The 25,102-nt window shown below is 69.8% G+C and carries 21 protein-coding genes and 1 pseudogene; 9 read left to right on the forward strand and 13 right to left on the reverse strand.

Features of this window, described 5'->3' with window-relative positions; translation table 11 throughout:
* Positions 1-122 precede the first annotated feature (122 nt).
* Positions 123-1,694 carry a N,N-dimethylformamidase beta subunit family domain-containing protein gene (locus tag ACWEOO_RS18180; RefSeq protein ID WP_452143959.1) on the reverse strand — a complete coding sequence of 524 codons (1,572 nt, stop codon included), beginning with the start codon at positions 1,692-1,694 and terminating at the stop codon, positions 123-125.
* Between the two features lie 91 nt (positions 1,695-1,785).
* Positions 1,786-3,249, reverse strand: coding sequence for a lysyl oxidase family protein (locus tag ACWEOO_RS18185; protein ID WP_452143960.1), 1,464 nt, complete (start codon positions 3,247-3,249; stop codon positions 1,786-1,788).
* A gap of 215 nt (positions 3,250-3,464) precedes the next feature.
* Here ACWEOO_RS18185 and ACWEOO_RS18190 point away from each other — a divergent pair, with 215 nt between their 5' ends.
* Positions 3,465-5,504 carry a fibronectin type III domain-containing protein gene (locus tag ACWEOO_RS18190; protein WP_452143961.1) on the forward strand — a complete coding sequence of 680 codons (2,040 nt, stop codon included), beginning with the start codon at positions 3,465-3,467 and terminating at the stop codon, positions 5,502-5,504.
* Between the two features lie 51 nt (positions 5,505-5,555).
* Here the strand turns inward: ACWEOO_RS18190 and ACWEOO_RS18195 are convergent, their stop codons facing one another.
* Positions 5,556-5,942, reverse strand: coding sequence for a nuclear transport factor 2 family protein (locus tag ACWEOO_RS18195; protein ID WP_355688801.1), 387 nt, complete (start codon positions 5,940-5,942; stop codon positions 5,556-5,558).
* Positions 5,943-6,018: 76 nt separating this feature from the next.
* Between ACWEOO_RS18195 and ACWEOO_RS18200 the strand changes: the two genes are divergently transcribed.
* Positions 6,019-6,786 (forward strand): DUF427 domain-containing protein, encoded by a 768-nt coding sequence (locus tag ACWEOO_RS18200; protein WP_452143962.1) that lies wholly within the window; start codon positions 6,019-6,021, stop codon positions 6,784-6,786.
* Between the two features lie 9 nt (positions 6,787-6,795).
* Here the strand turns inward: ACWEOO_RS18200 and ACWEOO_RS18205 are convergent, their stop codons facing one another.
* On the reverse strand, positions 6,796-7,569 hold the full coding sequence (locus ACWEOO_RS18205; RefSeq protein WP_452143963.1) for an SDR family NAD(P)-dependent oxidoreductase: 774 nt from the start codon (positions 7,567-7,569) through the stop codon (positions 6,796-6,798).
* On the opposite strand from ACWEOO_RS18205, the pseudogene ACWEOO_RS18210 reads away from it, so the two are divergent.
* Positions 7,514-9,673 (forward strand): annotated as a pseudogene (locus ACWEOO_RS18210) (bifunctional SulP family inorganic anion transporter/carbonic anhydrase); the annotation flags it as partial. The gene ACWEOO_RS18205 and the pseudogene ACWEOO_RS18210 overlap by 56 nt on opposite strands.
* A 14-nt stretch (positions 9,674-9,687) precedes the next feature.
* On the opposite strand, the gene ACWEOO_RS18215 reads toward ACWEOO_RS18210, so the two are convergent.
* Positions 9,688-10,515, reverse strand: a complete 828-nt coding sequence (locus ACWEOO_RS18215) for a phosphatase PAP2 family protein (protein WP_452143964.1) — start codon at positions 10,513-10,515, stop codon at positions 9,688-9,690.
* 217 nt (positions 10,516-10,732) lie between these two features.
* Between ACWEOO_RS18215 and ACWEOO_RS18220 the strand changes: the two genes are divergently transcribed.
* On the forward strand, positions 10,733-11,938 hold the full coding sequence (locus ACWEOO_RS18220) for an MFS transporter (RefSeq protein WP_452143965.1): 1,206 nt from the start codon (positions 10,733-10,735) through the stop codon (positions 11,936-11,938).
* On the opposite strand, the gene ACWEOO_RS18225 is transcribed toward ACWEOO_RS18220, so the two are convergent.
* The 3 genes from ACWEOO_RS18225 to ACWEOO_RS18235 form a co-directional block, all read right to left on the reverse strand.
* On the reverse strand, positions 11,891-12,295 hold the full coding sequence (locus ACWEOO_RS18225; RefSeq protein ID WP_452143966.1) for an aconitase X swivel domain-containing protein: 405 nt from the start codon (positions 12,293-12,295) through the stop codon (positions 11,891-11,893). The two genes, ACWEOO_RS18220 and ACWEOO_RS18225, sit on opposite strands and share 48 nt — an antisense overlap.
* Complete coding sequence (locus ACWEOO_RS18230; RefSeq protein WP_452143967.1) at positions 12,292-13,506, reverse strand: aconitase X; 1,215 nt, start codon at positions 13,504-13,506, stop codon at positions 12,292-12,294. The genes ACWEOO_RS18225 and ACWEOO_RS18230 overlap by 4 nt, the downstream gene beginning before the upstream one ends.
* Positions 13,507-13,625: 119 nt before the next feature.
* Positions 13,626-15,707: a S41 family peptidase gene (locus tag ACWEOO_RS18235; protein WP_452143968.1), complete on the reverse strand. Its 2,082-nt coding sequence runs from the start codon at positions 15,705-15,707 to the stop codon at positions 13,626-13,628.
* A gap of 127 nt (positions 15,708-15,834) precedes the next feature.
* Here ACWEOO_RS18235 and ACWEOO_RS18240 point away from each other — a divergent pair, with 127 nt between their 5' ends.
* A complete protein-coding gene (locus ACWEOO_RS18240) occupies positions 15,835-17,010 on the forward strand; it encodes a hypothetical protein (protein ID WP_452143969.1) in 1,176 nt (391 codons plus the stop codon).
* A 31-nt stretch (positions 17,011-17,041) separates the two neighbouring features.
* Positions 17,042-17,746 (forward strand): M50 family metallopeptidase, encoded by a 705-nt coding sequence (locus tag ACWEOO_RS18245; RefSeq protein WP_452143970.1) that lies wholly within the window; start codon positions 17,042-17,044, stop codon positions 17,744-17,746.
* Here the strand turns inward: ACWEOO_RS18245 and ACWEOO_RS18250 are convergent.
* A complete protein-coding gene (locus ACWEOO_RS18250; protein ID WP_452143971.1) occupies positions 17,743-18,486 on the reverse strand; it encodes a DUF5995 family protein in 744 nt (247 codons plus the stop codon). The two genes, ACWEOO_RS18245 and ACWEOO_RS18250, sit on opposite strands and share 4 nt — an antisense overlap.
* 21 nt (positions 18,487-18,507) lie before the next feature.
* Here ACWEOO_RS18250 and ACWEOO_RS18255 point away from each other — a divergent pair, with 21 nt between their 5' ends.
* Positions 18,508-19,089: a hypothetical protein gene (locus ACWEOO_RS18255; protein WP_452143972.1), complete on the forward strand. Its 582-nt coding sequence runs from the start codon at positions 18,508-18,510 to the stop codon at positions 19,087-19,089.
* Here the strand turns inward: ACWEOO_RS18255 and ACWEOO_RS18260 are convergent.
* Positions 19,086-20,111, reverse strand: a complete 1,026-nt coding sequence (locus tag ACWEOO_RS18260; RefSeq protein ID WP_452143973.1) for an aldo/keto reductase — start codon at positions 20,109-20,111, stop codon at positions 19,086-19,088. The genes ACWEOO_RS18255 and ACWEOO_RS18260 overlap by 4 nt on opposite strands.
* A gap of 51 nt (positions 20,112-20,162) precedes the next feature.
* Between ACWEOO_RS18260 and ACWEOO_RS18265 the strand changes: the two genes are divergently transcribed.
* Positions 20,163-20,663 (forward strand): mycothiol transferase, encoded by a 501-nt coding sequence (locus ACWEOO_RS18265; protein ID WP_452143974.1) that lies wholly within the window; start codon positions 20,163-20,165, stop codon positions 20,661-20,663.
* Here ACWEOO_RS18265 and ACWEOO_RS18270 read toward each other — a convergent pair.
* Genes ACWEOO_RS18270 through ACWEOO_RS18280 form a run of 3 tightly spaced genes read right to left on the reverse strand, consistent with a single transcriptional unit; the run spans position 20,656 to position 23,462 of the window.
* Positions 20,656-21,783 (reverse strand): hypothetical protein, encoded by a 1,128-nt coding sequence (locus ACWEOO_RS18270; RefSeq protein WP_452143975.1) that lies wholly within the window; start codon positions 21,781-21,783, stop codon positions 20,656-20,658. The genes ACWEOO_RS18265 and ACWEOO_RS18270 overlap by 8 nt on opposite strands.
* A gap of 1 nt (position 21,784) precedes the next feature.
* Positions 21,785-22,654: an exodeoxyribonuclease III gene (locus tag ACWEOO_RS18275; protein WP_452143976.1), complete on the reverse strand. Its 870-nt coding sequence runs from the start codon at positions 22,652-22,654 to the stop codon at positions 21,785-21,787.
* A gap of 31 nt (positions 22,655-22,685) precedes the next feature.
* Positions 22,686-23,462 (reverse strand): uracil-DNA glycosylase family protein, encoded by a 777-nt coding sequence (locus ACWEOO_RS18280; protein WP_452143977.1) that lies wholly within the window; start codon positions 23,460-23,462, stop codon positions 22,686-22,688.
* A gap of 71 nt (positions 23,463-23,533) precedes the next feature.
* Between ACWEOO_RS18280 and ACWEOO_RS18285 the strand changes: the two genes are divergently transcribed.
* The gene (locus ACWEOO_RS18285) at positions 23,534-25,039 is read left to right on the forward strand and encodes an amidohydrolase family protein (RefSeq protein WP_452143978.1); all 1,506 of its coding nucleotides are present in this window, start codon (positions 23,534-23,536) and stop codon (positions 25,037-25,039) included.
* Positions 25,040-25,102 lie beyond the last annotated feature (63 nt).

A 25,102-nucleotide genomic window follows, 5' to 3' on the forward strand; every position in this document is an offset into this window, starting at 1 on the left:
AACCCTCAACTACCAAACCCCCGCCGAAACCCTCAACCAGCTACTCTCAACCCCCTACCCAACCACCGGTGTTGCAACCACCGGCTGAATCCGCCTGGTTGGCCGGTGCTCAAAGCTGGCGGTCAGCCGACGGAGCCGCCGGTGCCGGTGGAGGTCGACGACGAGGCGCCGAGGGTGTTCAGATCCGCCTGAGCGGGGTGAGCCCGGCCTAGTGGCCCGGCGGCCATGGCCACGATCAGGTTCAGCGTCAGCTTGCGCGCGAACGCGACACCTCTTTCGTCCAGCCCGTGCTTGGAGTTCGGGCCGCGCAGCGACGGCACCCAGTTCATGGTGCCGACATCGACCACGCCGGCGCCCGACGGCACGGTGTAGTAGATCGCGTCGGAGAAGGTGTGGACCGACGGGCCGCAGGACACCGGCGAGTGTGCGACGACCTGGAGGTTCGCGGGTGTTCCTGGTATCGGGTAGGCCCGGTCCACCTCGGTCGCCACGAGGCCCGGGTACGTCGATCCCTTGGTTGCGCCCGTGCCGGCATACAGGAAGAAGCCCGGGTTGCGGACGGTGAACCGTCCGACCGCCGGGAAGCATTCGTAGAGCATGCCGGTGAGCGAGTTCTCGGGGCGCGGATCCGGCCTGCTCCGCCACTTCGCGGTCGTGTCCGGCCGATTCCGCAGCGGGTCGAGGGCCGCGTCCTTGTAGCCGACCAGTATCCGGTTCGCGCCGAGCGGGCCGGGCTCGTAGCGCACCCGCCAGTACACCGCGTTCGCACCGAGGAACGCGACGTTCGTCCCCGCGTCCCGGGCCTTGGTGACCGCATCGCGCATCGCGACCGTCCAGTACTCGTCGTGCCCGGGCGACACGATTCCCCGCGCGCCGGTCAGCGCTGCCGGGTTGGTCGCCACGTCGACACTGGTCAGGTACGCCAGCCGTACGCCGCTGCGCTCGGCCAACTGGATCAACGGCAACTCGGACTGTACGAGGGTCCGCGCGCCGTTGCCGTCGTACGGCCGGTCGAACGTGACCCGGTGCGCGCGCGAGGCCAAGGACTTGTCGGGGCCGTTGTAGAGCGAGTAGCCGCCCCACTCGTTGTAGGCCTCGTACGTGTTCACGGCGTTGACGATGACGACCGCTCCGCGCGTCGAGTCCGAGCGAACCGTGATCGGGACGTACTTCTGCTTGCCGCTCGCCGCAGTGAGCATGAGGAGGTACGCTCCGGCCGGCCAGCCCGTCGTCGGCACGGTCAACGACGGTTTCCACGTGGTGCTGACCAGGTGGTCGGACTGCCGGACGACAGGTGCGGGCTGAGGGCGCCCCGGAACGGCCGGCGATGCCCACACCAGTCGGGCTCCGGTTCCGCCGTACCAGCCGATCCGGAACGCGCGCACGGTGAAGGCGCCCGCGGCCGACGTCACGAACAGCCGGAACGGCTGCCCACTGCGGACGCTGACGTGATCCGCGAAGCCGGCGAGTTCCATCGGTCCGGCGATCCGCCTCGGGTCCATCCGCCAGGCCGTCGTACCCCGCTTGGCGTTCTCCGCGACCACCCTCGCACGACCGACAGGTCGAGGCGCCGCCGACGGCGTCATACGCGTCGGCCCGCCTGTTGTCGGTGCCGGATGGGAGGCCGGAGCCGCCGACGTGCATCCCGCCGCCAGCACGGTCACGGCCACACCGAGCACCAGTCCCCGTCGCACCTTGTGCATGCTAGCTGGGACTGCTCGCGCCCCCGGCTGGATCGTGGCCGGGGGCGCGAACTTGCCGGCGGGCGGGCCGGCAACGGCGGCATCAGGGAGCGGTGATGACGCCGACCGGGAGCACCTTGACGGTGCGGTGGTGCTTGGTGCCGCCGAGGACCACCTGGCGCAGCGCGACGTTGTTCTTCGTGCTCGACTCGAACAGGCGGTGTTCCGGGTTGGCGGTCACCTGGACGTAGTACGTGCCGTTCGCCAGGTTGGTGATGTCGAAGGACTGCCCCGGCAGGGTCTGCTCGTAGGTGTCGCCGGAGCCGACGTCCAGCACCTCACGGACCGACAGCGAGCCGTGGTCGCCGCACGCGGTGTGCAGGTCGGTGTTGTCCGGGTGCCAGTTCGCGTTCTTCACCGTGTAGTCGATGGAGTCCGTCGCGGCGAGACAGAACGCCTCCTTCTGACTGCGCACGACCTCGGTCTGCTTGGCGTTCAGCAGGCTGTAGCGCGCGAAGTCGGTGAAGTGCCAGTGGGTGTGGCCGTCGCGGCCGTCCCATTCCATCGTGCCGGTGTTCTGGTACCCGACCTGCTTGCCCTGCGCGTTGTAGAAGTACTGGTACGCGTCCATCAGGTCCTTGCCCTGCCGGCGGAAGCCGTCCAGCACCAGCGGCGACGGGCCCGCGTTCCACACGGTCGCGGAGAACTGCAGGAAGTCCTTGTTCGCGTCCGGCGTCCCCTCGTCGCCGGTCGCGACCTGGATCCCCCAGGCCGGCACCGCCCGCAGGTCCGGCTTCGGTCCGTGCGGCACACTCGCCCGGCCGGCCGGACGCGTCGCGTTCGGTTTCGGTGCCGCCCGGCCCGCGATTGCCTGCTTGGCCGCCGACCCCTCGGACTTCCGCACCGTCACGTTCAAGGTCACCGCCGACTCCTTGGCGGGGATCTTGAAGAAGTCCCGGTACGCCTTGTTCACGGTGATCGTCGCCTTGTACTTGCCGAGGGCAAGCTGTACCGGATCGCCGCCGCCGTACGTCCGCGCGGACCAGCCGGTCTGCAGTCCCCACACGGCGCCCTGCGTGAACGGGTTCGCCGTACAGCTGTCCGGGTACGGCGAGGTCGCCGGCGCGTCCGGACGGGTCCGCGAGCCGTCGCCGTTCAGGCAGATCCCCTGGTCCTTGTCGAGCACCTTCTTGCCCGCGGCGTCCGTCAGCGTGACGTGCAGGAACTTCCCGAGACCGGAGAAGTCCGTGACGAGACCCTTCGGCAACTTCCGGACTGGCCTGCCGTGCACGTACTGCGTCGCCACGACCGGCGAGCTGTACGACGCCCGCGTCGCGCGCACCTCGACCGGCGCGTTCCCGGCCACCAGGTGGGTGCCGAGGTCGAGATCCACGCCGTAGTCCTCGACGCTCTCCAGTGTGACGTTGGTGCTTCCGGCAACCAGTTTCACCGGCGGCCGGTCTGCTGATGATTCTGATGACGCCGACGCACCGGCGGCCGCGAGCGCGACCAGTCCGGTGGCCCCGGCCGCGGCGACCGCCGTCCGGCCGAGTTTCCTTGCGTTCACGATGACGGAACCCCCTCCTGCTGCGGCCGGCATCCTCACGATCCGGCCTGTTGCTGGTACGACGACGCGGCCGCGGAGCGAAGTTGATCAAGGTTCCATGGCAGTCCTGTCACAGGAAGTGACAGGAAATGACAGAGCCTCAATACTTGACTGCGTAAATTAAGCCGACCTAGGCTCGACGGCGTCCGCTCACGCCTCCCCCGGAGGACGTTCACATGTCCTTGAGACGCCGCACCGCAACAGTCCTGGCTGCCGTCGCCCTGGTGTCGACAGCAACCTTGACAGCAGCCCCCACCGCCCCCGCCGACGCGATCCAGGAGCAGCAGCCGACCTACCCGCAGATCGCCGCGAAGCCCTACATGGGCTGGAGCAGCTGGAGTCTGCAGTCGACCAACTATCCGGGCGTCAACCCCGACGGCCCCGGCAGCTTCATCAGCGAGAAGAACATCCTCGCCCAGGCGAACGCCCTGGCGACCAAGCTCAAGCCGTACGGCTACGAGTACATCAACGTCGACGCCGGCTGGCAGGACGGCGGCGACGAGTACGGCCGCCCGGTCGCCAACCTCAAGCGGTTCCCGCGCGGTATGAAGGCCGTCGGCGACGACATCCACAAGCTCGGGCTGAAGTTCGGCATCTACACCGTCGTCGGTCTCGGCAAGGACGTGTACCGCGACGGCAACACCCCGATCTACGATGCGCCCGGCTGCTTCACCCGCGACATCGTCTATCCGGACCTGCGGACCACCAACGGCTGGGACGCGGCGTACAAGATCGACTACGCGAGCCCGTGCGCGCAGAAGTACGCCGACTCGATCGCGAAGTTGTTCGCGTCCTGGGGTGTGGACTTCATCAAGATGGACGGCGTCGGCCCCGGCTCCTGGAAGGGTGCGCCGGACGACCCGAACCACAACAACACCGAGGACGTCGAGGCCTGGTGGCGCGCGGTGCAGAACGCCGGCCGGCCGATGATGTACACGCTGTCCTGGTCGCTCAGCCACCGGTACGCCGACGTATGGAAGCGGAACTCGAACGGCTGGCGGGTCGACACCGACGTCGAGTGCTACTGCGACACGATCGTGAAGTGGGACAGCTCGGTGAAGGCCCGCTGGTGGGACGTCGCGCAGTGGATCGACGACGCCGGACCGGGGCACTGGAACAACCTGGACGCGATCAACGTCGGCGTCGGCGCGATGGACGGCCTGACCGACGCGGAACGCCAGTCGTACATGACGTTCTGGGCGATCAACTCGGCACCGCTGTTCGCCGGTGACGACCTGACCAAGCTGGACGCGTACGGCCTGAAGCTGCTGACGAACCGCGAGGTCATCGCGATCAACCAGTCCGGCAACCCGGCGCGCCCGCTCGACCAGGACCAGCTGCAGCAGGTCTGGTACGCGCAGAACGCCGACGGCAGTACGACGGTGGCCCTGTTCAACCTGGCCGACGCCCCCGCGACCGTGACCGGCGACTTCGGCCGGCTCGGCATCACCGGCAAGGCGACGGTTCGTGACATCTGGGCCGGTCAGAACACCCGCAACGTCACCGGTTCGGTCAGCGCGAACCTGCCGGCGCACGGGTCGACGCTCTACAAGATCACGCCGAACAACCTGGGCGCCGTCGGTAAACCGGCGGACGTGACCGCGACCGACGTCAGCCGCACCACCATCTCCCTCGCGTGGCGGCCGAGCGCCGGCGCCACGTCGTACCGGGTGTTTGCCAACGGCAAGCAGGTGGCGACCGCGTCGGGTACGAGCGCGGTCGTGTCCGGGCTGCTTCCGCAAACGCCGTACACCTTCACGGTGACGGGTGTGCGAGGCAACGCGACATCAGGGGCGAGTGCGCCGATCGCCCTGTCGACCTCGGCGTCGGGCGGGCCGGTGCGGTACGAGGCAGAGGCCCCGACCAGTACCTTGACCGGCGACGCGGGTGTCTCCGGGTGCACGGCATGCTCGGGCGGTTCGAAGATCGGCAACATCGGCTACTCGTCGACGGTGACGCTGAACGGGATCACCGTGCCGGCCACCGGCACGTACCTGGTGAAGATCGCCTACACCGACGGCGACACCAGCCGGCAGAGCATGCTGACGGTCAACGGCACCGACAGCTACTGGGTGAACTACCACGGCCTCGGCGACAACGACTGGGGCACGCCGCAGGTCACCTACCTCCCGATGACGCTCACTGCCGGAGCGAACTCGATCAAGGTCAGCAACCCGAACGGCTACATCGCCGACATCGACTGGATCACGGTCTAGTCGTCCAGATCCGCGGGGCCGGCACCACCAGGGCCGGCCCCGCGCTTGTACTCAGCGCGGCTCGACCGTGTACCGGATCGTCTGGGCGACGATCTTCCCGTTCTCGATCAGGTACGAGTCGACGCCGTCGCGGACCTGGACCTGCGAGTCCTGGTAGGCCCACTCGAGCAGCCCCATCCGGCCGTCGACGGCGACGTAGGTGTAGTCGAACGCCTTGTGCTCGGGCAGCTCACCGGCCAGCATCAGCGCCAGCTCCCGGACGCCGGCATGGCCGCGGAACGTGCCGCGGCTCATCAGAATCACGATGTCCTCGGACACGTTCCGGCGCAGATCCTCCGCCAGCACGTCCTCGAACGACGGGATCCCCACCCAGTTGTTCGCGATGTTCAGATGGTCGTCCAGCACCTCACGTGCCGAGCGCCGACTCAGGTCCCCCACGATCCCTCCCCCTGGCTCGCCGTACGACCTCAATGCTGCGACCACCGGCCCCGGCCGCACAAGCTTTACTGGAACCATGAGCGCCTACCCCGAACCTCTGGTCCCGCCCGGCGGCACCGCGCCGGTTCCGCGGCGGATCCGCGCGATGCTCGACGACCGCGTCGTCCTCGACACGACCGACGCGATCTACCTGTGGGAGTTCCCGCCGTACCCGCAGTACTACGTCCCGGTCGCGGACGTCGCTGCCGGCGTCCTGACCGACACCGGCGAGACGAAGGAGTTCACGCACGGTGTGGCGCGGGTGCACAGCGCCGGATCCGGACGTGCCTGGGTGTACGACGACGGTGTCGCGAAGGACCGCGTCCGGTTCCAATGGGACGCGCTGGACAGCTGGTTCGAAGAAGACGAGGAAGTCTTCGTCCATCCGAGAAACCCGTACGCGCGAGTCGACGCGGTCAAGTCGACGAGGCGCATCCAGGTAGCCGCCGACGACCAGGTCGTCGCCGAGTCGAGCGCTGCGGTGATCGTGTTCGAGACCGGGCTGCCGCCGCGGTACTACTTCCCGCGGACGGCGGTGCACTTCGAGCACCTGACCCCGTCCGACACGGTCACCGCGTGCCCGTACAAGGGCCGCACCTCGGCGTACTGGTCGGCTCCGTCCGTCCCCGACGTGGCCTGGTCCTACGACTTCCCGACGGCGCCGCTGCTCCCGATCGCCAACCACGTCGCGTTCTTCAACGAGAACGTCGACATCACCATCGACGGCGTACCGCAGGACCGCCCGATCACGCCGTTCTCGAACCCAGCTCAGCGACCAACGGACGGAAAGGTGAACACGCGGTGACGGTCGGCGTCAGATGCCCGCGGTGGTCGCGCCGTCCATGGTGATGATCGAAGCGGTCACGTAGCCGGCGCGTGGTGAAGCCAGGAAGACGGCGACGTCGGCGACCTCGGCGGGCTCGCCGGCGCGGCCCATCGGGATCTCGCTGGTCATCTCGGCCAGCAGTTCGTCCTTCGGGCGGCCGGTGGCCCGGACCGCGGCCTCGAGGCCTTCGTCCACCCGGCCGGTGCGGGTCATCCCCGGGTTGATCACGTTCACCCGGACGCCCTGGCCCGCGTACGCCTTCGCGTAGCCGACCGACGCGAGCATCAGTGCGGCGTTGGCGGCGCCGCCGCCGATGTGCAACGGGTTCGCCGCGCGGCCGCCCTGACCGACGATGTTCACGATCGCGCCGCTGCCGCGCTCGGCCATCCCGCGGATCACGGCCTCGGTCGCGTGCATGTACGTGAAGTACTTCGCCTCCATCGCCGCGTGCAGCGCCGCACTGTCCAGCTCGTCCACCGGCGTCCGCCGGGCGGCGCCGGCGCAGTTGACCAGGATGTCCGGTACACCGATCCGCTCGAAGGCGGCCCGCGTCGCGCCGGGGTCGGTGAGATCGACCGCCTCCGCCCGGAAGCTCAGGCCCCTGGCGGCGAGGTCCTTTTGCGCCTTCGCCAGGTTGCCGGTGTCCCGCGAGATGCCGACCACCGCCGCACCTTCACGCGCCAGCGCCTCGACACAGGCCAGTCCGATGCCCTTGCTCGCACCCGTGACCACCGCGGTCTTGCCCGAGAGTTGCAGGTCCACTCACTTCTCCTCGTTCATCGATGTGCTGAGCAACAAATTCGCCGCTGTCGCTTTTGTGGGCCGGATTCGTTCAGTACGATCAGTGACCAGATCGACACTCTTAGTTTCGACGCCTGATGCCCGAGCAGTTGCCCTGAGCACCGACGCCGGAGGACCCGTGCCGACCACGTCTCATTCCCCACCGACTTCCAGCGAACGCCTGTCCTGGAAGAACATTCTCCACCATGACCTTCCGGCCTCGCTGGTGGTCTTCCTGATCGCGATACCGCTGTCCCTGGGGATCGCCGCCGCGTCCGGCGCCCCACTCATCGCCGGCCTGGTGGCCGCCGTCGTCGGCGGTGTCGTCGCCGGCGCGCTCGGCGGCTCCCCACTCCAGGTCAGCGGCCCCGCCGCCGGTCTCACCGTGGTCGTCGCCGGCCTGATCGGCCAGTTCGGCTGGGCCGCGACCGCCGCCATCACCTGCGCGGCCGGCCTGCTGCAGATCCTGCTGGGCGTCACCCGCATCGGGCGGCTGGCGCTGTCGCTGTCCCCCGCCGTCGTGCACGGCATGCTCGCCGGGATCGGCGTCACGATCGCCGTCCAGCAGTTGCACGTGGTGCTCGGCGGCAAGGCGCAGAGCTCGCTGGTCTCCAACGTGACCGCGCTTCCCGCGCAACTGATCGCGCACCACGGACACTCGGTCGTGGCCGGCGTCCTCACGGTCGCGATCGTCCTCGCCTGGCCGCGAATCCCCGCAGTGAAGGTGATTCCGGCTCCGCTCGTCGCCGTCGTCGCGGTCACCGCGCTCGCGGCCGTCGCGATGCCCGACGTCACCCGCGTCGACCTGCCGGACAACCCGTTGCAGAGTCTGGTGCTGCCGGTGATGCCCGAAGGTACGCCGCTCGAAATCGTCACCGCCGTCCTGACCGTCGCGCTGGTCGCCAGTGTGGAGTCGCTGCTGTCGGCCGTTGCCGTCGACAAACTTCATCGCGGCCGGCGCAGCAACCTCGACCGCGAACTGATCGGCCAGGGCGCCGCGAACGCGGTCTCCGGTGCCCTCGGCGGGATGCCGGTGACCGGTGTGATCGTGCGCTCGTCGACCAACGTCGCGGCCGGCGCCCGGACCCGCGCGTCCACGATCATGCACGGCCTGTGGATCGCGGCGTTCGTGCTCGCGGCGGGGTCGATGCTCGAGCTGATCCCGATGGCCGCGCTGGCCGGCGTCCTGCTCGTCACCGGCCTCCGGCTGGTGCAGCTGGCCCACATCCGCACCCTGCGCCGGCACGACGAGCTCCTCGTGTACGTCGTGACCGCGGTCGGCGTCGGCGTCCTGGGCCTGGCCGAGGGCGTGCTGCTCGGTCTGGTGCTCGCGCTCGCGCGGGTGCTGTACCGGCTGGCCCGCGCGACCGTGACCGCCACCGAGGACGACGGCGTGTGGACGGTCCGGATCCGCGGCGCACTGGTGTTCCTCGGGGTCGCGTCGCTGGTGCGGACGTTGCGGTCGATCCCTACCGGGGCGACGGTCCGGGTCGATCTCACGGTCGACCACCTTGACCACGCGGCGTACGAGGCGATCGAGGACTGGCGGCGGGGGCACATCGCGCGCGGCGGCTCGGTCGAGGTGCACCGCGGCGGCATCGCCGAGCAGCTCGACGACGTCCCGATCCGGGCGCTGCTGGCGAAGCTCGCGGCCGAAGGACAACAGCCGGCGCACCTGTTCATCACCTGTGCGGACTCGCGGATCGTCCCGACGATGATCACGACCAGCGGCCCGGGCGACCAGTTCTGCGTGCGGAACATCGGGAATCTGGTGCCGCCGAAAGGATCGAACAGCAGCTCGGTGGGCGCCGCCATCGAGTACGCGGTCGACGTCCTCGGGGTGAAGTCGATCGTGGTCTGCGGTCACTCCTCCTGCGGCGCCGCGGCCGCCGCGCTCGCGGCCGACGCCCCCGAGGGGTCCGGCCTGCACAACTGGTTGCGGCACCTGGAGCCATCCGTACGCCGGGCGCTCGCGCTGCCGGAGATCGCGGATCCGGCCGGCGGCGCGAAGTTGTCGCCGGCGGACAAGCTGTCGGTCGCGAACGTCGCCGTCCAGCTGGAGAACCTGCGCAGCTTCGACTGTGTCCGCCGGGCCGAGGATCAAGGACGGCTCGAGCTGATCGGACTCTGGTTCGACATCGGCGCGGCGACGGCCCGATCGGTGGTCGACCGCGCGCCCTTCCTCGTCCGCGCCGACGAGGAGCTGTCGAAGATCAGGAGCAGCGGGACGGCGAGCGCGATCGCGACCAACCCGTCCAGCCAGTAGTGGTTCGCGGTCACCACGACGACCGTGAAGGTGAGCACCGGATGCGCGATCCACAGCCAGCGCCACCGTGACCGCGTGGCGCGGATCAGGACCACCGCGACCAGGAACGCCCAGCCGACATGCAAGCTCGGCATCGCGGCGAACTGGTTCGCCACCCCGGAGTCCGTGCTCGGTCCGTACACCGACTGACCGAGCAGGACACCCGTGTCCACCCAGCCCGGCATCATCCGCGGCGGGGCGAGCGGGAAGAACATGTGCCCGATCAACGCCAGCCCGGTCAGCGACGCGAGCGCCCAGCGCGCCTTCCCGTACGCGGCCGGGCGGCGGATCATCAGCCAGAGCAGCACTGCCGCGGTCAGTGGGAAGTGCACGCTCGCGTAGAACACGTTCGCGACCCGGGCGAGGCCGTCGATCGCCAGCGCGTGGTGCTGGATCGACGCCTCGCTCGGGAGGCCGAGCCTGGCCTCCCAGCCGATCAGCTCGTGCGCGTGCCGGAAGGCCGAGCCCGCATGCTCCGCCGACAGGAACCGGCCGAGGTTGTAGACCCCGAAGAGGACGGCGAGCAGTCCGATCTCCCGCAGGATCCGCCACAGGCCGCCGCGCTGCTGGTCCAGATCCGGCAGTGCCGGTTGCCCGACCCGCTCCAGAGTCACCTGCGCCATGCCGACCCCCACATCAAACCGAACGCTCGTTCTCCGAACTTCCACCCTGCGCCCGAGTCCACGCGCAAATCAAGAACGGTCATTCGTTTTCCACTGTGATCCCCGGCACCATTTCAAACTATCGCAAGCTCCTGATAGTTACGAACAATATGAACCAACTCACACCGCCGGAGAAATCCGTTGGCGGGCGGCGGGCCACGCGCGGAAGGATCGGCGCATGGTCGACGTCTTCGTCCGGTGGACCTGGATGCGGGCGGTCCTGCACAACGGGTGGTGGCTGGTCACCAGCGTTTACCTGGTCGTCGACGCCGGGCTCTCTCCCGCTCAGCTGGTGCTGATCGGGTCCGTGCAGAGTGCGTTCGCGCTCGTCCTCGAAGTTCCGGCCGGAGTGTTCGCCGACACGATCAGCCGCAAGTGGTCGCTGGTGATCTCCCAGGTGCTGATGGGTACGGCGATGCTCGCGACTGGCTTGTCCGACTCGTTCCCGGCGCTGCTCGCGACGCAGGTGCTGTGGGGCGTCTCGTGGACGTTCGCGAGTGGCTCGGACGTCGCACTCGTCACCGACGAGCTGGACCGGCCCGAGGAGATCAACCTCGTCCTGACCCGCGCCGCCCGCGCCCAGTTGACCGGCGCCGCGACCGGACTGGTCCTGCTCGGCGCGCTCGCCTGGGCGACCCGGCGCGACCTGACGATCGTGATCGCCGGCGTCGCCATGACGTCGCTCGGCCTGTACGTCGGGGTCCGCTTCACCGAGCACAACTTCGTCCCGACCCGGAGCGCCCGGTGGTCGGCGTCCTGGGGCACGTTCCGCCGTGGCGTCACGCTGGTCCGGCGCAGCCGGGCGCTCCTGCTGATCTTCGCGGCCACGTTCCTCGTGAACGGCGCCTCCGACGCCGCCGGCCGCCTCACCCAGAAGCAGCTTCTCGAGCTGGGCCTGCCGATCCGGCCGGACCCGATCGTCTGGTTCACCGCTCTCGGCGTCCTCGGTCTGGTCGTAGGCGCCGTCGTCCTCCGACTGGTCGCCCGAAGGATCACCGGCGAGCAGGCCGCGACCGACTACGCCCTCGCCGCGCTCGCCGGGGTAGTCGCGATGCTGCTGTTCGCGTTCGCCCGCGATCCGGTCTCGGGCGCGGCCGCGGTCGTCCTGCTGAACGGCATCGTCACGCCGCTCACCCGCGTGATCAGCACGATCTGGGTCAACGCCCGCGCGACCGCGGACGTCCGCGCGACGACACATTCGTTCCTGGCCCAGCTCGAGTACCTGGGCGAGATCGTCTGCGGTGTCGCCGTCTCCGCGATCGCCCGGCTCACCACGCTCACCCTCGCGCTCACCGCGTGCGCGGTCCTGTTCGCCGCCACCGCCGTACTGATGGGATCACCACGAGATCGCAGCCTCGCCCGAGGTGGCGGACACCCGCACTAGAACGTCGTCGGGAACGGCGTCGTACGGCGCGACGACGACGGGCAGGTCGAGGTGGTACAGCTCGGCGGCGACGAGTGCGCCGAGCGGGATGATCGTGTCCGCGCGGGACAGGACGATCGCCGCGGGCGCCGTCCGGGCGCGGATCTGCTCGGCCAGCACGCTCGACGCGGAGCTGGAGCCGCGGCCGGATTCCATCAGCAGGATCCGGCCGGTGAGGACGGCGCCGCACTGCGGGTGATGAGCGTCGACGATGCGCCCCTGGCCGTCCGTGCCGCCCCAGAAGGACAGCGGTGCGGTGAGGCGGATCGGCAGGCCCGTCGCGCTGCCGGGGTGGAGGGTTCGGCCGTGCACGATCATGCGTCGAGCACCACCCGTCCGGCGCGCGCCGAGGCCACGCATTCGGCGAGCGAGCCGAGGATCGCGGAGACGTTGATGTTGCCGGGCGCGTAGTGCGCCCACTTGCCCGAGTTCGTCATCACGTTCTTCCAGCCGGGCGATAGGATCGCGGTGACGTACGTGCAGGTGTCCACGACGACGGTCACGCCCGCGGCCTCGAGCACCTGCAGTACGCCGTCCTCGGCCAGCCGGTCTCGGGTCGCGCGGGCGGTCGACAGGTACAACGGCAATGTCAACGGCGGGCCGACGACGAGACCGGCAAGGCGGACGCACTCGGCGTACGACGCGTGCGGCGTACCCACGCTCACCGCGTCCAGCTCCGCGATGTCCGCCGACAACTCCCGCTGGACCCGCCGCAGTGTCTCCACGTCGACCACACGCACGGGCAGGCCGTCGACCGACGACGGCGCCTCGGGCGTGATCCCGACGGCGTGGAACAACGCGACTCCCCCGGCCGACGCGGCCGCCGCACCGAGCGCCTTCAGGTCGTCCTCACGCACATTCGGCGGAATCCCTACCAGCACAGGGATTCCGGCTCCGACCGTCGATCCGATGTGGTGCCCCAGCAGCGGATAGGTCAGCTCGGTGAACTCACCCAGCGGGCGGCAATCGAACACCACGGTCCCCCGTCGCGCCTCGGGGGTCTGCAACCCGGCGTACGGCGCGCGGCCGGTGATCGCCGCGCAGATGTCCAGGAAGTCGCCGTACCGGTCCGTGCGCGCGCCGAGCACCGAGTTCGCGAACACGATCGCGTTCGACTCCGCCCACGCGACGTGTTCCCCGAGCCCGGGCCGGCCGGGGAGCTGGTACGGCGCGCAGGTGAACGTCGGCGTGCACCCGAGCTCGGCGTACGCCGCCATCAGCTCCCGCCCGGCCGACGCCAGCGCCTGGTCGCGGACCAGCTCCGGGTGGATGAGGTCCGTCGAGCCGACATTCAGCGTGGTCGGCACGCGCACGCGTGCGCCCAGCTCGACGAGGCGCTGCGCGAAGTCCAGACTGACCTGGCCGTGGTACAAGCAGGAGTCGACGTGCGCCGATGTGATCGCGACCAGCCGCCGCGCGTCCGAGATCCGCGCCTGTCCGACGAGCACCCGCATCGCGAGCGCGACACCCTCCCCGTCCCGGCCGCCGAGCATCGCTTCTTCCTCGGCGGTCAGGCGGAGAGTCGGCATACGTCGAACCTAGCGGACGCCCACCACTCACCAACCCGCCCGAAGCGGGCTGCGCCACGCTCGTCCAGGCGGGCGGGGCGCCGTTGGCGCGAAGTTGGTGAGTGGTGGGCGTCCGCCTCCTAGACGGTCCGTCGGCGGGAGGCGACGAGCTTGCCGGCGTCGTAGCCGTCCGCGCGGAGCAGCTGGCCGGACGTCACCTCGAGGATGTCGATGCTCACCGGGCCGGTCAGGTCCTCGGAGCTGATCGGCCGGTCGTCGACGTACAGGTCGACCCGGTCGATGCCCTGGGCATCGATCGCGACGGTGAGCGTCGTTCCGCTGAACGAGGTGGTCAGGTCCAGCCGGCGCACCGGCTGCGCGGCGAGCAGCTCACCGGCCCGGTTCAGCAGGTCGACGTTGCCCTCGAGCAGGTCGGCCCGGGTCATCCGGTGGGTCTCCTGCGGCTTGACGCCGAGGTCCTCGACCGGCGTTCCGGCGAGCTTGCCGACCCGCAGGGTGCGCCGGATCGCGACCCGCAGGTTCGCGCCGTTCGGCAGCGCGACGTACGGCGACGTCTCGTCGGGCGGCGGCGGTTCGTTCAGCAGCGTGGCGAGCAGGCCGTGCGTCCAGACGTTCGCCCCGCCGGCGCCGGTGTTGTCGTCGACGCCGAGGATGGTGCCGATCTCGTGGTCGGCGAACCCGGCCGCAAAGATGTCGGTGGCCGAGTAGACCCGGGCGTCGGTGATCAGCACGACCGGCCCGAGGTAGGTCTGCCCGATGTCGTTCGCGCCGCTCTCGGGCGTGATCGGGCTCGCCGCCGAGAACTGCGCGCCGGTCTCGATCGCCAGGTCGAGCGACTCGAACCACGGACCGAGGTCGATCCCGGCCGGGTTGTCCTTGTGCCGGCGGCAGATCCGCAGGTTGAGCGGCGAGCTGACGAACTGCACCGGCTCCGGCGCGATCCGCCGCGGCGTCATCGTCTGCAGGGTGAACTCGCTGGCGAAGATGTGCCCGCCGCCGTTGTCCCGGACGTCCACGATCAGGCCGTTCTGCGGGAGCGCCGCGGCCAGCCGGACGAACTCGTCGCGGAACGCCACCGGATCCTGCACGCTGAACGTGAAGATCCGCACCTGCCCGAAGGTGCCGGACGGCGTGACCACCTCGCGGGCCCGGAACACACCGGGCATCGTGGTCGGCAGATCCGCGCCGGCCACCGCCGCCGGGGCGGCCAGCTCGGCCGAGCTCCGGCCGCGTTCGAGCTCGACCACCTCGCGGACGTACAGCGCCTTCTTCGCGCGGGACTTCTCGTCGGAGTCGAGGTCGAGACCCATCGACGCCGACACCTCGCTGATCGCGTCCAGGTCGGTCATCGGCGGCAGGTTGGTGGCGACCTTCCACTCCTCGCGCAGCTCCTGGTCCGAACCGTCGAGGCCGATGTAGGTCAGCCGCACCCAGTCCTCGTCCGGTGGCGCCTGGATGACGAGCGGCCGCAGGGTCAGCGACTCCAGTCCACGGGCGAGGTTGGCGGCGTCGTTGCTCCCGGCGAAGACAGCGCCGTTGAGCGCGACGGCGCGCGCGATCGGCGTACCGTTCCAGTGCGTGACCTCGGCGCCGGGGCCGAACTGCGGCGCCTGGTAACCGGTGACGGTCCGGGTGATCAGGTAGTGCTCGGCACCCGCCGCGTCGTAGCACTTCTCGATCATGAACGGCAGGAACGCGACCTTCCCGGCGAACGGAACCGGCAGCAGGTAGTTGGTGTGCAGGTCGCGGACCGAGTGGAAGACGCTCGACATCTCGCGATGGAACAGCCACTCCTCCCCCATCGTCGCCGGCGTCTGCCGCGCCATCCGGGCGCGCAGCACGCGCAGCCGCTGCAACGGGTTCACGGCGTGCATCGCGACCTTCAGCGGCAGGTGGACGTAGTTCTCGCTCAGCAGCAGAAGCGCCTGATCCACCAGCAGCCGGCGCTGCTCGAGCGTCAGACTGCCCGCGGAACCGAGGAAGGTGGCGAGCGGCACGGCGGCGGCCGCGGCCGAGGCCGGCTTCGCCGCAGCTCCCTTGCCGCCCGAGGTTTTCACCTCCGCGGCCGTGCCCGTCGCCGACGTGCCCTTCGCCGACGTACCCTTCGCCGACGTGGTCTTGGTGGCGGCGCGGCGGCGTGCGGGCGTCCGCTTGGCGGCTGTCTTCTTCGGTGTGGCTTTGATCGTGCGCGGTTGAGACATGGTCCCCCCAAGTGCGGCGGCACCTCCCCAGGGCCGCGATCCCTCCACCGTGGTCCGCACACCAGGCGATGTCAACGCCACGCCGTCCGCCAGGACAGTCCGCGACTTGTCAATCATTATCGAAGACATGCGGATCAGCCGTTTATTCTTGACGGCCGCCCTCCTGATCGGCGTGCTCGTCCCGGTGCCGGCGCACGCGGCGGCGACGTTCCCACGCATCGACGCGAGCGGATTCCAGCTCGTCTCCGGCGACACGTTCGCGACGTACGGCGCCCGCGTCGCGCAACTGGAGACCAAGCCGCAGCTCGCACCGGTCGGCGTCACCGAGGTGCTCGCCGCGTCCAACCGCACCGGCCGGTCCTTGTGCCATTCGACGTACCTGAACGCGTCGCTCAACCCGCAGGGCTTCTGCTGGCAGGACGGCGAGGACGACGACGAGAACGTGTGGATCCCGCAGGGCGTGAGCGGATCGGGCGACGCGCAACCGGCCGGCGGCGCGCGCCGGGTCGTGGTCGCGACCTGGCACAACAGCGACGACACGGCGATCCGGGTGTCGTTCCTGGACCTGGCGACGCTGAAGTACCGGCATGTGCTGCTGGTCGAGCCGACGGCGGACGGGAACTTCCAGGCGATCGCCGGGCACGGGCACGGGCTGTTCTGGTCCGGGAACATGCTCGTCGTGGCGACCGGCGGATCGGTGCTGCGGGTCTTCGACCTGCGGCACATCTGGCGGACGGACACCAGCACCGGCGAGGTCGGATTAGGGGCCGACGGCAAGTACCACGCGCTGTGGCACGCGTTCGCCCTGCCGCAGGTCGGCGCCTACTGGTACGCCGGCGGCGGTTGCGCGAACTCGATCGGGACGAAGCCGTGCTTCGCGTCGCTAGGCATCGATCACGCCGGGAGCGGCTCGTTCGTGGCGGTGGAGCACACCGAGCGCGGCGGCGGGCGGATCGTGCGCTGGCCGCTCGACGAGGCGGCCGGGCTGCCGCGGGCGGGATCGGACGGCGTTGTCCACGCGGTCGAGGCCTTCAACTCGCCGGTCTGGGGGATGCAGGGCGCGACGTCGTACGACAACAACTTCGTGATCACCGGCGTGTGCCCGGAGTACGCCGGGAACATCGGAGACGGGATCGACTACCCGAGCTGCCTGCATCGCGGCGTCGGCGGGGAGTCGACAACGGTCTGGACCAAGGCGCCGAAGAACACCGAGAACCTGTCGTACTGGCCGGCCACCGGCGAGCTGTGGCTGATCAGCGAGCAACTCCGCGAACGCGTGACTGTGCACGTCCCCTTCCCCTAGCAGTCGACCACCTGCCTGTAAGGATGGGCGGGTGAAGGAGTTCTGGGACAACATCACGTCGGTTCAGCCGGAGCCGTCACTGCGGCTGGTCATCGGGACGGGCGTCGTCGCGCTGCTGCTGATCGCGTGGCGCCCGATCTGGAAGTACACCCGGCAGGTCGTCACGATCGCGCACGAGGGTGCGCACGGTCTGATCGCCGCGCTGGTCGGCCGCAAGCTCTCCGGGATCCGCCTGCACTCGGACACGTCCGGTGTCACGGTGTCGCGCGGCAAACCGACCGGCGGCGGCATGATCGCCGTACTGCTGGCCGGCTATCCGGGTCCCGCGCTGTTCGGCCTCGCCGCGGCGTTCGTCCTCAGCCGCGGGTACGCCGTCGCGCTGCTGTGGGGACTGCTGGCGGCGCTCGTGATCCTGCTGCTCCAGATCCGCAACCTGTTCGGGCTGTGGTCGGTGCTGGTGTTCGGCTCCGTGGTGTTCAGCGTGTCGTGGTGGGGCTCGCCGTCCGTGCAGTCCGCGTTCGCGCACCTGCTCACGTGGTTCCTGCTGCTGGCCGCGCCGCGGGCCGTACTGGAACTGCAGCACTCACGGCGACGCGGTCAGGGGCGTAGTTCCGATGCGGATCAGCTCCGGCGGCTGACCGGCGTACCGGCCTTGATGTGGGTCGGGGTGTTCGGGCTGGTCACGCTCGCGTGCCTGGCGCTCGGCGTGATGTGGTCCGGCGTTCTGCCGAGCTAGGGCGGCGGGAGCGTGACGCCGAAGCCAGTCACTGCCAACCGGAGGAGCACCTGTCCCGGCCTGAGTAGATCGGCGACCTTTGCCGCACTCAGTACCTCCAGCTCACCCAGCCGTTTCTCGTAGCCTCCGCTGACACGCGCCTGCTGCAACTCGACCGTGTTGTGCCACACCTTCTGCCGGGACTCGCGCAGGAAACGCTGTGACGCGAGCCGGTTGAGCGGTGTGAGGACGCGGTCGAGCAGACTCCGCGGACCGGTCGCCGCGAGCTCACCGTCCTCGGCCGCGACACGTTCCGCGAGCACGGCGTCGATCCGCTCGTGATCCCGCCGGCGTCGCGCCATCAGCCGCGGATCCAGGAAATCGTCGTCGCTGATCACCGCGAGCAACGCCTGCGGCAGGTCGTAGTTCACGTGTGCGTTGATGCCGAGCAGCACATGTCCCAGCGCGGGCAGGTCAGGCGATGCGTCGAACGCCAGGCGCCAGGGTCGCGGCACGCCGGCGGCCCCGGTGGCCAGGTCGGCGTCGTGTGCCTGCAGGTACAGCTCGGCGAAGCGCACGTCCCAGATCTCGACCCACTCGGGATCCTCGAACCGCGCCTGGTCGATCGCCCGGCCCACCGCCTGGGTCGTCCGCAGGTACGTTCCGAGGAAGTGCCGCCGAGCGGCCAGGTCCGCCGGCAACGCGTCGAGCCGCTGCCGCATCCGCGCCACGACGTCGGCGATCGGACTAGCATCGGTCATCGGATGTCCTCAGGGGGGAACATGCGCACCAGTCCACTGTCCTTCGACCCGGTGGTGGTCGGCAACCGCGAGACGGACGCCTGGGCCGCGTACTACCGGCACGAGTGGGGCCGGTTCCTGGTGGCCGCGGTCGGCATGGTCGCCGCCGGGTTCGGCATGCCACCGCGCCGGACACTCGCCGCAGCCTGGTATGTACTGCGCGCCAACCAGGTGTGGTCGCCGTACCCGGACAACCAGCCGGACGCGGCCCGCGCGTACATGCGCCGCTTCTACGAACTCGTTGCCCTGTCCGGCACGCTGTCGCTGGAGCCGGTCGAGGCCGCGCGCCTGGAGGTCGAGTGGTGGCGCGTGCATCGCGCACACCAGCACGACGAGAACGTCACCCGGGAGCAGATCGTGGACGCCCTCGCCGAGCTGTACGCCTACGTGTTCTGCGTCGAGCGCGACACCGTGCGGCACGCGGCGCGGAAGCGGGTCGAGGCGATGGGCCTGTCGGACCAGTGGGTCCGGGCCGGGCGTCATCGCGACGACCCGCTGCTCGCGAGCGAGCGGCGTGCGCTGGTTGCCTCGTACTCCGCGCTCCGTGCCGCCGTCGAGCGCTAGGCGCGTCCCCCGCTGATGGGGCGGTCGCGCTGTGCGACGCCGGGCCCGCCGTACGGGTAGTCCGCCGCGCCCGGGTCGCTGGCCGCGTCGAGTGTCGCGGTCTCCTCCGCGGTCAGGTGCAGGTCCGCGGCCGCGACGTTGTCGTCGAACTGGTCCAGCGTGCGGGCGCCGAGGATCACCGACGTGACCGCGGGCCGGTCGACCAGCCAGGCGAGGGCGACCTGCGCCATCGAGATCCCGCGCTTGCCGGCGATCTCACGGACCGCGTCGACCACGTCACGGACCCGCTGGTTGCGGCTGCGCCGGTACCAGGACTCGACGCCGCGGTCCGGGTTCTCGCCGAGCCGGGTCGCACCGGCCGGCTCCTCGTCGAACGAGTACTTCCCGGTCAGCCAGCCACCGCCGAGCGGCGACCACGGCAGCAGGCCGAGCCCGTTCTCCTGCGCGGCCGGCACGATCTCCCACTCGATCTCGCGGACCAACAGGTTGTACTGCGGCTGCAGCGTGACGAGCCGCGACCAGCCGCGGTGCGCGATCAGGTCGCACGCCTTCTGCAGCTGCCATCCGGTGAAGTTCGACAGACCGCCGTACGAGATCTTGCCCGCGCGGACGGCGTCCTCGAGGAAGCTGAGCGTCTCGTCGAGCGGGGTGATCGGGTCCCAGGCGTGCAGCTGGTACAGGTCGACGTGGTCGACACCGAGTCTGCGCAGTGACGCCTCCAGCGCCTGGCGGAGGTGCCGTCGGGACGTGCCGACGTCGTTCGGCCCGTCGCCGGTCGGGAACCTTCCCTTGGTCGCGAGCACGACGTCGCCGCTCTTGTTCGCCAGCCAGCGGCCGATGATCTCCTCGGAGACCCCCGCGTTGTACACGTCGGCGGTGTCGACGAAGTTGCCGCCCGCCTCGACGTACCGGTCCAGCTGCGCGTGCGCCCCGGCCTCGTCGGTCTCGTTGCCGAACGTCATGGTGCCGAGCGCATACGTCGAGACGACGGCGCCACTGGTGCCGAGAGTGCGATATTCCACGGTTGCTCCCTCTCATCGGAACTGTCTGCAGCGAAGACTACGGTGGCGGGTATGAAGACAAGTGAACTACTCCTCGACGCACACAGCCGGGTGCAGGAGGTGCTGCACGACGTCGTGGGCGGGCTCGACGACAAGACGCTCGCGACGCGGCCGGGCGACTCGGCGAACTCGATCGCCTGGCTGGTTTGGCATCTCACCCGGGTGCAGGACGACCACCTGGCGGACGCGGGCGGGTATGAGCAGGTCTACACCGCCGACGGGTGGTTCGATCGGCTCGGACTGCCGTTCGACGCGGCCGACACCGGGTATGGGCACAGCTCCGAGCAGGTCGGGCTGGTGAAGCTGTCGGCGGACCAGTTGCTCGGGTACTACGACGCCGTGCACGCGCGGACCGTGGAGTTCCTGCGCACCGTGACCGACGAGGGTCTGGACCGGATCGTCGACCGCCGGTGGAACCCGCCGGTCACGCTCGGCGTGCGCCTGGTCAGCGTCATCGACGACTGCGCGCAGCACTCCGGTCAGGCGGCTTATGTGAAGGGTCTGCTCAGCTGAGCGTGGTCTGCCACAGCGACGTGCCGGCGATCAGGTAGAGCTTGTGGTCCGGCATCAGCACGGCGTCGGTCACCTGGCCCTCCGGGCCCTGCGTGTCCTGGACGGTCCACTCCCCGCCCTGACCGGTGAGGACCTTCACTTTGTTGTCCTGAGCAACGACCTGGACGATTTTGTCGCCGTCGACGATCGGCGGCGGCAACTTGTCCTTGTCCCCCACCGGCACCGACGGCACGCCCTGCAGCCGCTTCGCGGTCCCGGACGCGTCCAGCTGCCAGATCGCGAGCTTGCCGTCGACGTACCCGGAGATGACGCAGTCCTTCGCGCAGGTCGCGGTGTTGGCCTGGCTGCGGCTGCCGGGCTCGGGCAGCGCGATCCGGGTCCAGCCCTGGTTGGCCTTGGTGGACCGCCACACAGCGGCCTCCTGCGCGACGGTGTTGGGCGCGAGCCGGACCTGCGAGCCGACGAGCACGATGCTGTCGCCGAGCGTCGTGCCGAAACCGGGGCCGACCAGCAATGACGACGTGCTCTGCAGCGCCGTCTTCGTCGGGTCCTGCCGCGTCCACTTGCCGTCCGGTTGCGGCAGCCAGACCATCGCGTCGTTGCCGGTCTCGACTCCGCCCCAGGTGCCGAGCAGGGCGCCGCCGCTCGGGGTGAGGACGGCGCTGAACAGGTCGCCGGCGGTCTGGCCGCCGAACGTCCAGAAGTTCTGCGGATGCTCGACCAGCCCGGTCTGCGGTGTGCCGGTCCAGACCGTCCAGCGGGTGTTGGAGTGCGCACCGCCGGACGCTCCGCCGAGGGCGAGGAGTTGCTTGCCGTCGTACGCGATCGAGTACCAGATCGCCTCGAACGCGTACGGACTGGCCGCGTTCGGCCGCACCGCGATCGGCGTCCACCGGCCGTTCCGAAGGATCTGCGCTTCGGGCACGACCTTTGCCCCGCGATGCCGCAGACCCACCAGCAGTTCGCTGCCATGTGCAGCCAGGACGACGGGCTCCGCCTGGCCCACCGCCACCTTGGACCATGCCAACGGCGGCGGCGCCGCGGACTTCTCGTCCTTGCACGCAGCTGCCGCTGCCATCAGCACTCCGGCCAGGATCGCGACCGCAGCGAGGCGCCGCATGTCAGCGGCTCTGCGGGAGCTTGGTGGTCTGCTTCCGGCCGGTCCGCGGTGCGGACGGCGGTGGCACGACCGGGCCGATGTCGCCGTCCGGCGCGGTGTCCAGGTCGACGATCACCGGGGCGTGGTCGCTCGGCCCGGTGCCCTTGCGTGCCTTGCGGTCGATCCACGCGGCCTTGACCCGCTCCGCGACCGGCACGGTGGCCAGCATCAGGTCGATCCGCATGCCGAGGTCCTGGTGGAACATGCCGGCGCGGTAGTCCCAGTAGCTGAAGATGCGGTTGTCCGGCCACCGGTCACGGACCACGTCGTGCAGGTCCTTCGCGGCCATCAGCTCCGCGAGCGCCTGCCGCTCGGGCGGCGTCACGTGCGTCTCGCCGACGTACGCCGCCGGGTCGAACACGTCGGCGTCGGTCGGGGCGATGTTCATGTCACCGCAGACGATCTGGTCGGCCGGACCGCCGGCAACGACCTCGGCCAGCGCCGCGAGCCACGCGAGTTTGTACTGGTAGTGGTCCGAGTCCACCACGCGGCCGTTCGGAACGTAGAGCGAGTGGATACGCACACCGCCACAGGTTGCGGCGATCGCGCGGGCCTCAGGGTGCGGGAAGCCGGGCGCGCCGGCCACGCCGGTCACCACGTCCTCCAGGCCGACCCGGGACAGCAGCGCGACCCCGTTCCACTGCGGTTCGCCGGACAGGCCGAACTCGTAGTCGCGACCGGCTAGCTCGTCACCGAGCAGCTTGGTAAACGCGTCGTCCGCGAGCTTGGTCTCCTGCAGGCACACGACATCGGGCTGCCGCTCGTCGAGCCAGTCCAGCAGCCGCGGCATCCGCTGCTTGACCGAGTTCACATTCCACGTGGCGACTCGCATCCGACCAAGGTAGCGCCCGCCGGGGACAACGTCAGCCGAGCTTGGGCGCCCTCCAGACGAGAGTGTTCAGCAAATCGGTCCCGGGACGTTCGACGCTGTTGTTGTGGCGCGGTTTGTCCTTGCGTCCCCACGCGTCGTCGCCCAGCCACGGCGGTACGCCGAACGGCAGGTCCCCCGGCGGGATCGGCGAGTAGTCCGACTCGGTGAACTTCGGGCCGTAGTTGGGGACACCGTTGTCGCCGTCCGGGTCCGGGGTCACGATCACCCGGAGGTCCGTGACGGCCGCACGCCAACTGTCGACGAGAGCCTTGGCGTTGCGGCTCGACGGGTGCGGCACCTCGAAAACCGGCACGTCCGGCTTGTCGTCCCAGAGTTGCACGGCCGCGCGGGCCTGGGTGCCGAACGCGACGATCGCCTGCAGTTGCGGGCCGATGATCAGGTCCAGCAAGGTGTTGCGCCAGCCGAGCTGATCGGGCCTGGACAGCAGTGGCGCCGCCTGCTGGGCACGGGACGGCCGGAGCGCGTACGCGTACGCGTTGACCAGCGCGTAGCTGCGGGTCAGGCCGAGCTTGTGCAGGAAGCCCTGCACGCGTTGCCCGGCGTCGCCGACCAGCGTGCGGCCGGCGATCCGTTCGGTCGGCCCGGGATCGGACGCGATCGCGAGCAGCCGGGCCGTGCGGTTCAGCCGGCCGCGGTAGAAGACGGGCCCCCAGTCGTACCAGAACAATTCCCGGAAATCCGCGTAGCTCGGCAGTTTCGCCAGGTGCCGCGCCACCGTGGCCGGCGGGCCCGGATCGAATTCCCCCATCGAACAACCTCCCCCTCGGCGATACGCTCATGATCAGGGGCGGCACGGGGAATTCTACGGGAGGGTGGGCGATGTTCGTACTGCGTGGAACCGTGGTGACGATGCGGCCGGACGGAGCGGTTCTTTCCGGCGGAGCGGTGTACGTCGGCGACGACGGCCTGATCGCGGCGGTGACGCCGTCGGACCCGGAGCCCGACGGTTTCGGGAATGCGCCGCGGATCACCGCGGGCGGATTGATCTGCCCGGGGTTGATCGATCTGCACAATCACTTGATGTACAACAGCTTGCCGTTGTGGACGGAGCCCTCGCGCACCGTTCCGTGGACCTCGCACAACCAGTGGGGCCGCGCACCGACGTACAGCGCTCAGATCAGCCAGCCGGCCAGGTTGCTCGGCGCCACCGCGGGCCGGGCGCTGCTGCGGTACGTCGAGACGCGGGCGATCGTCGGCGGTACGACGTCGATCCAGGGCAACCCGCGCGGCGCCGTACCGCCGGACAACGACCTGATCCGCAACATCGACTCCGAGAAACTGGGCACCCACGACGACTTCATCCGGGTCAGCACACTGGTTGCCGACAGCGCCGAAGCCCTGGCGCCGTACGCCGCCGCGGTGGCGGCCGGCCGCGGATTCATCGCGCATTCGGCGGAGGGATCGGATCCGAAACTGCGCTCGGAGTTCCGGCTGCTGGCCGATGTCGGCGTGGTGAAACCGCAACTGGTCGCGATTCACGGGGCTGCGCTGAATGCCGACGACTTCGCCGCGATGAAGGCCGGGAATTCGAGTCTGGTGTGGTCGCCGTTCTCGAACCTGTGGTTGTACGGGGCAACGGCGGACGTGAAAACTGCGCACTCAACCGGGGTGCGATTGTGCCTGGGGTCGGACTGGGGCCCTTCCGGGACGCGGAATGTCCTGTGGGAGTTGAAGGTCGCCGACCTGTGGAACAAGAAACACTCGGTCTTCACCGACGAGGAACTGGTCCGGATGGTCACGTCGAATCCCGGCGACGCGTTGTCCGGCGTGTGGCCGCGCCCGATCGGCCGGGTCGAACGCGGCGCGCTCGCCGACCTGGTCGTCGTACGCCGGGCCGCCGGCGGCACGTACCGCAGCCTCATCGAGGCGACCGAGCCGGACATCAGGCTGGTCGTCGTGGGCGGCCGTGCCCGCTACGGCCTCCGGTCACTGATGACTCCGCTCGCTCCGGCGGCGACGCCGATCCGGGTCGGACGGCTGTCCCGCATGATCGACTACGGCGACTCGGCCGTGACGTGGAAGACCGTGGTCGCCGATCTGGAGAAGATCCGCAGCGATCCAGCCGGAGCATCTGTGCGCGCCGCAATCACGTTCGCCGCGCTCGCCGCTGACGGGGCTGACGGGACCGGCTTTGCCGACTCGTTCGTGCTGTTGCCGGACATGCCGGCTCCCGAGGTCGGCGACGAGTTCAACCGCGCCGGTCCCCCGGAGGCGGTCAGCATCCCGCCGCTGGAGCCGCTGACCACCGGTCCGGACTGGTTCGACACGGTCGACGCCAACCCGTTCCACGGGGGCCTGCTCAGCGGTCTGCGCGCCTATACATGAGACAAGAGGTCGGATCACTCGCCGGTTCGGGGTAGCGTCCCGCCAGGAATTGCGTGCGCGCGG

The organism is Kribbella sp. NPDC004138 (assembly GCF_053603655.1).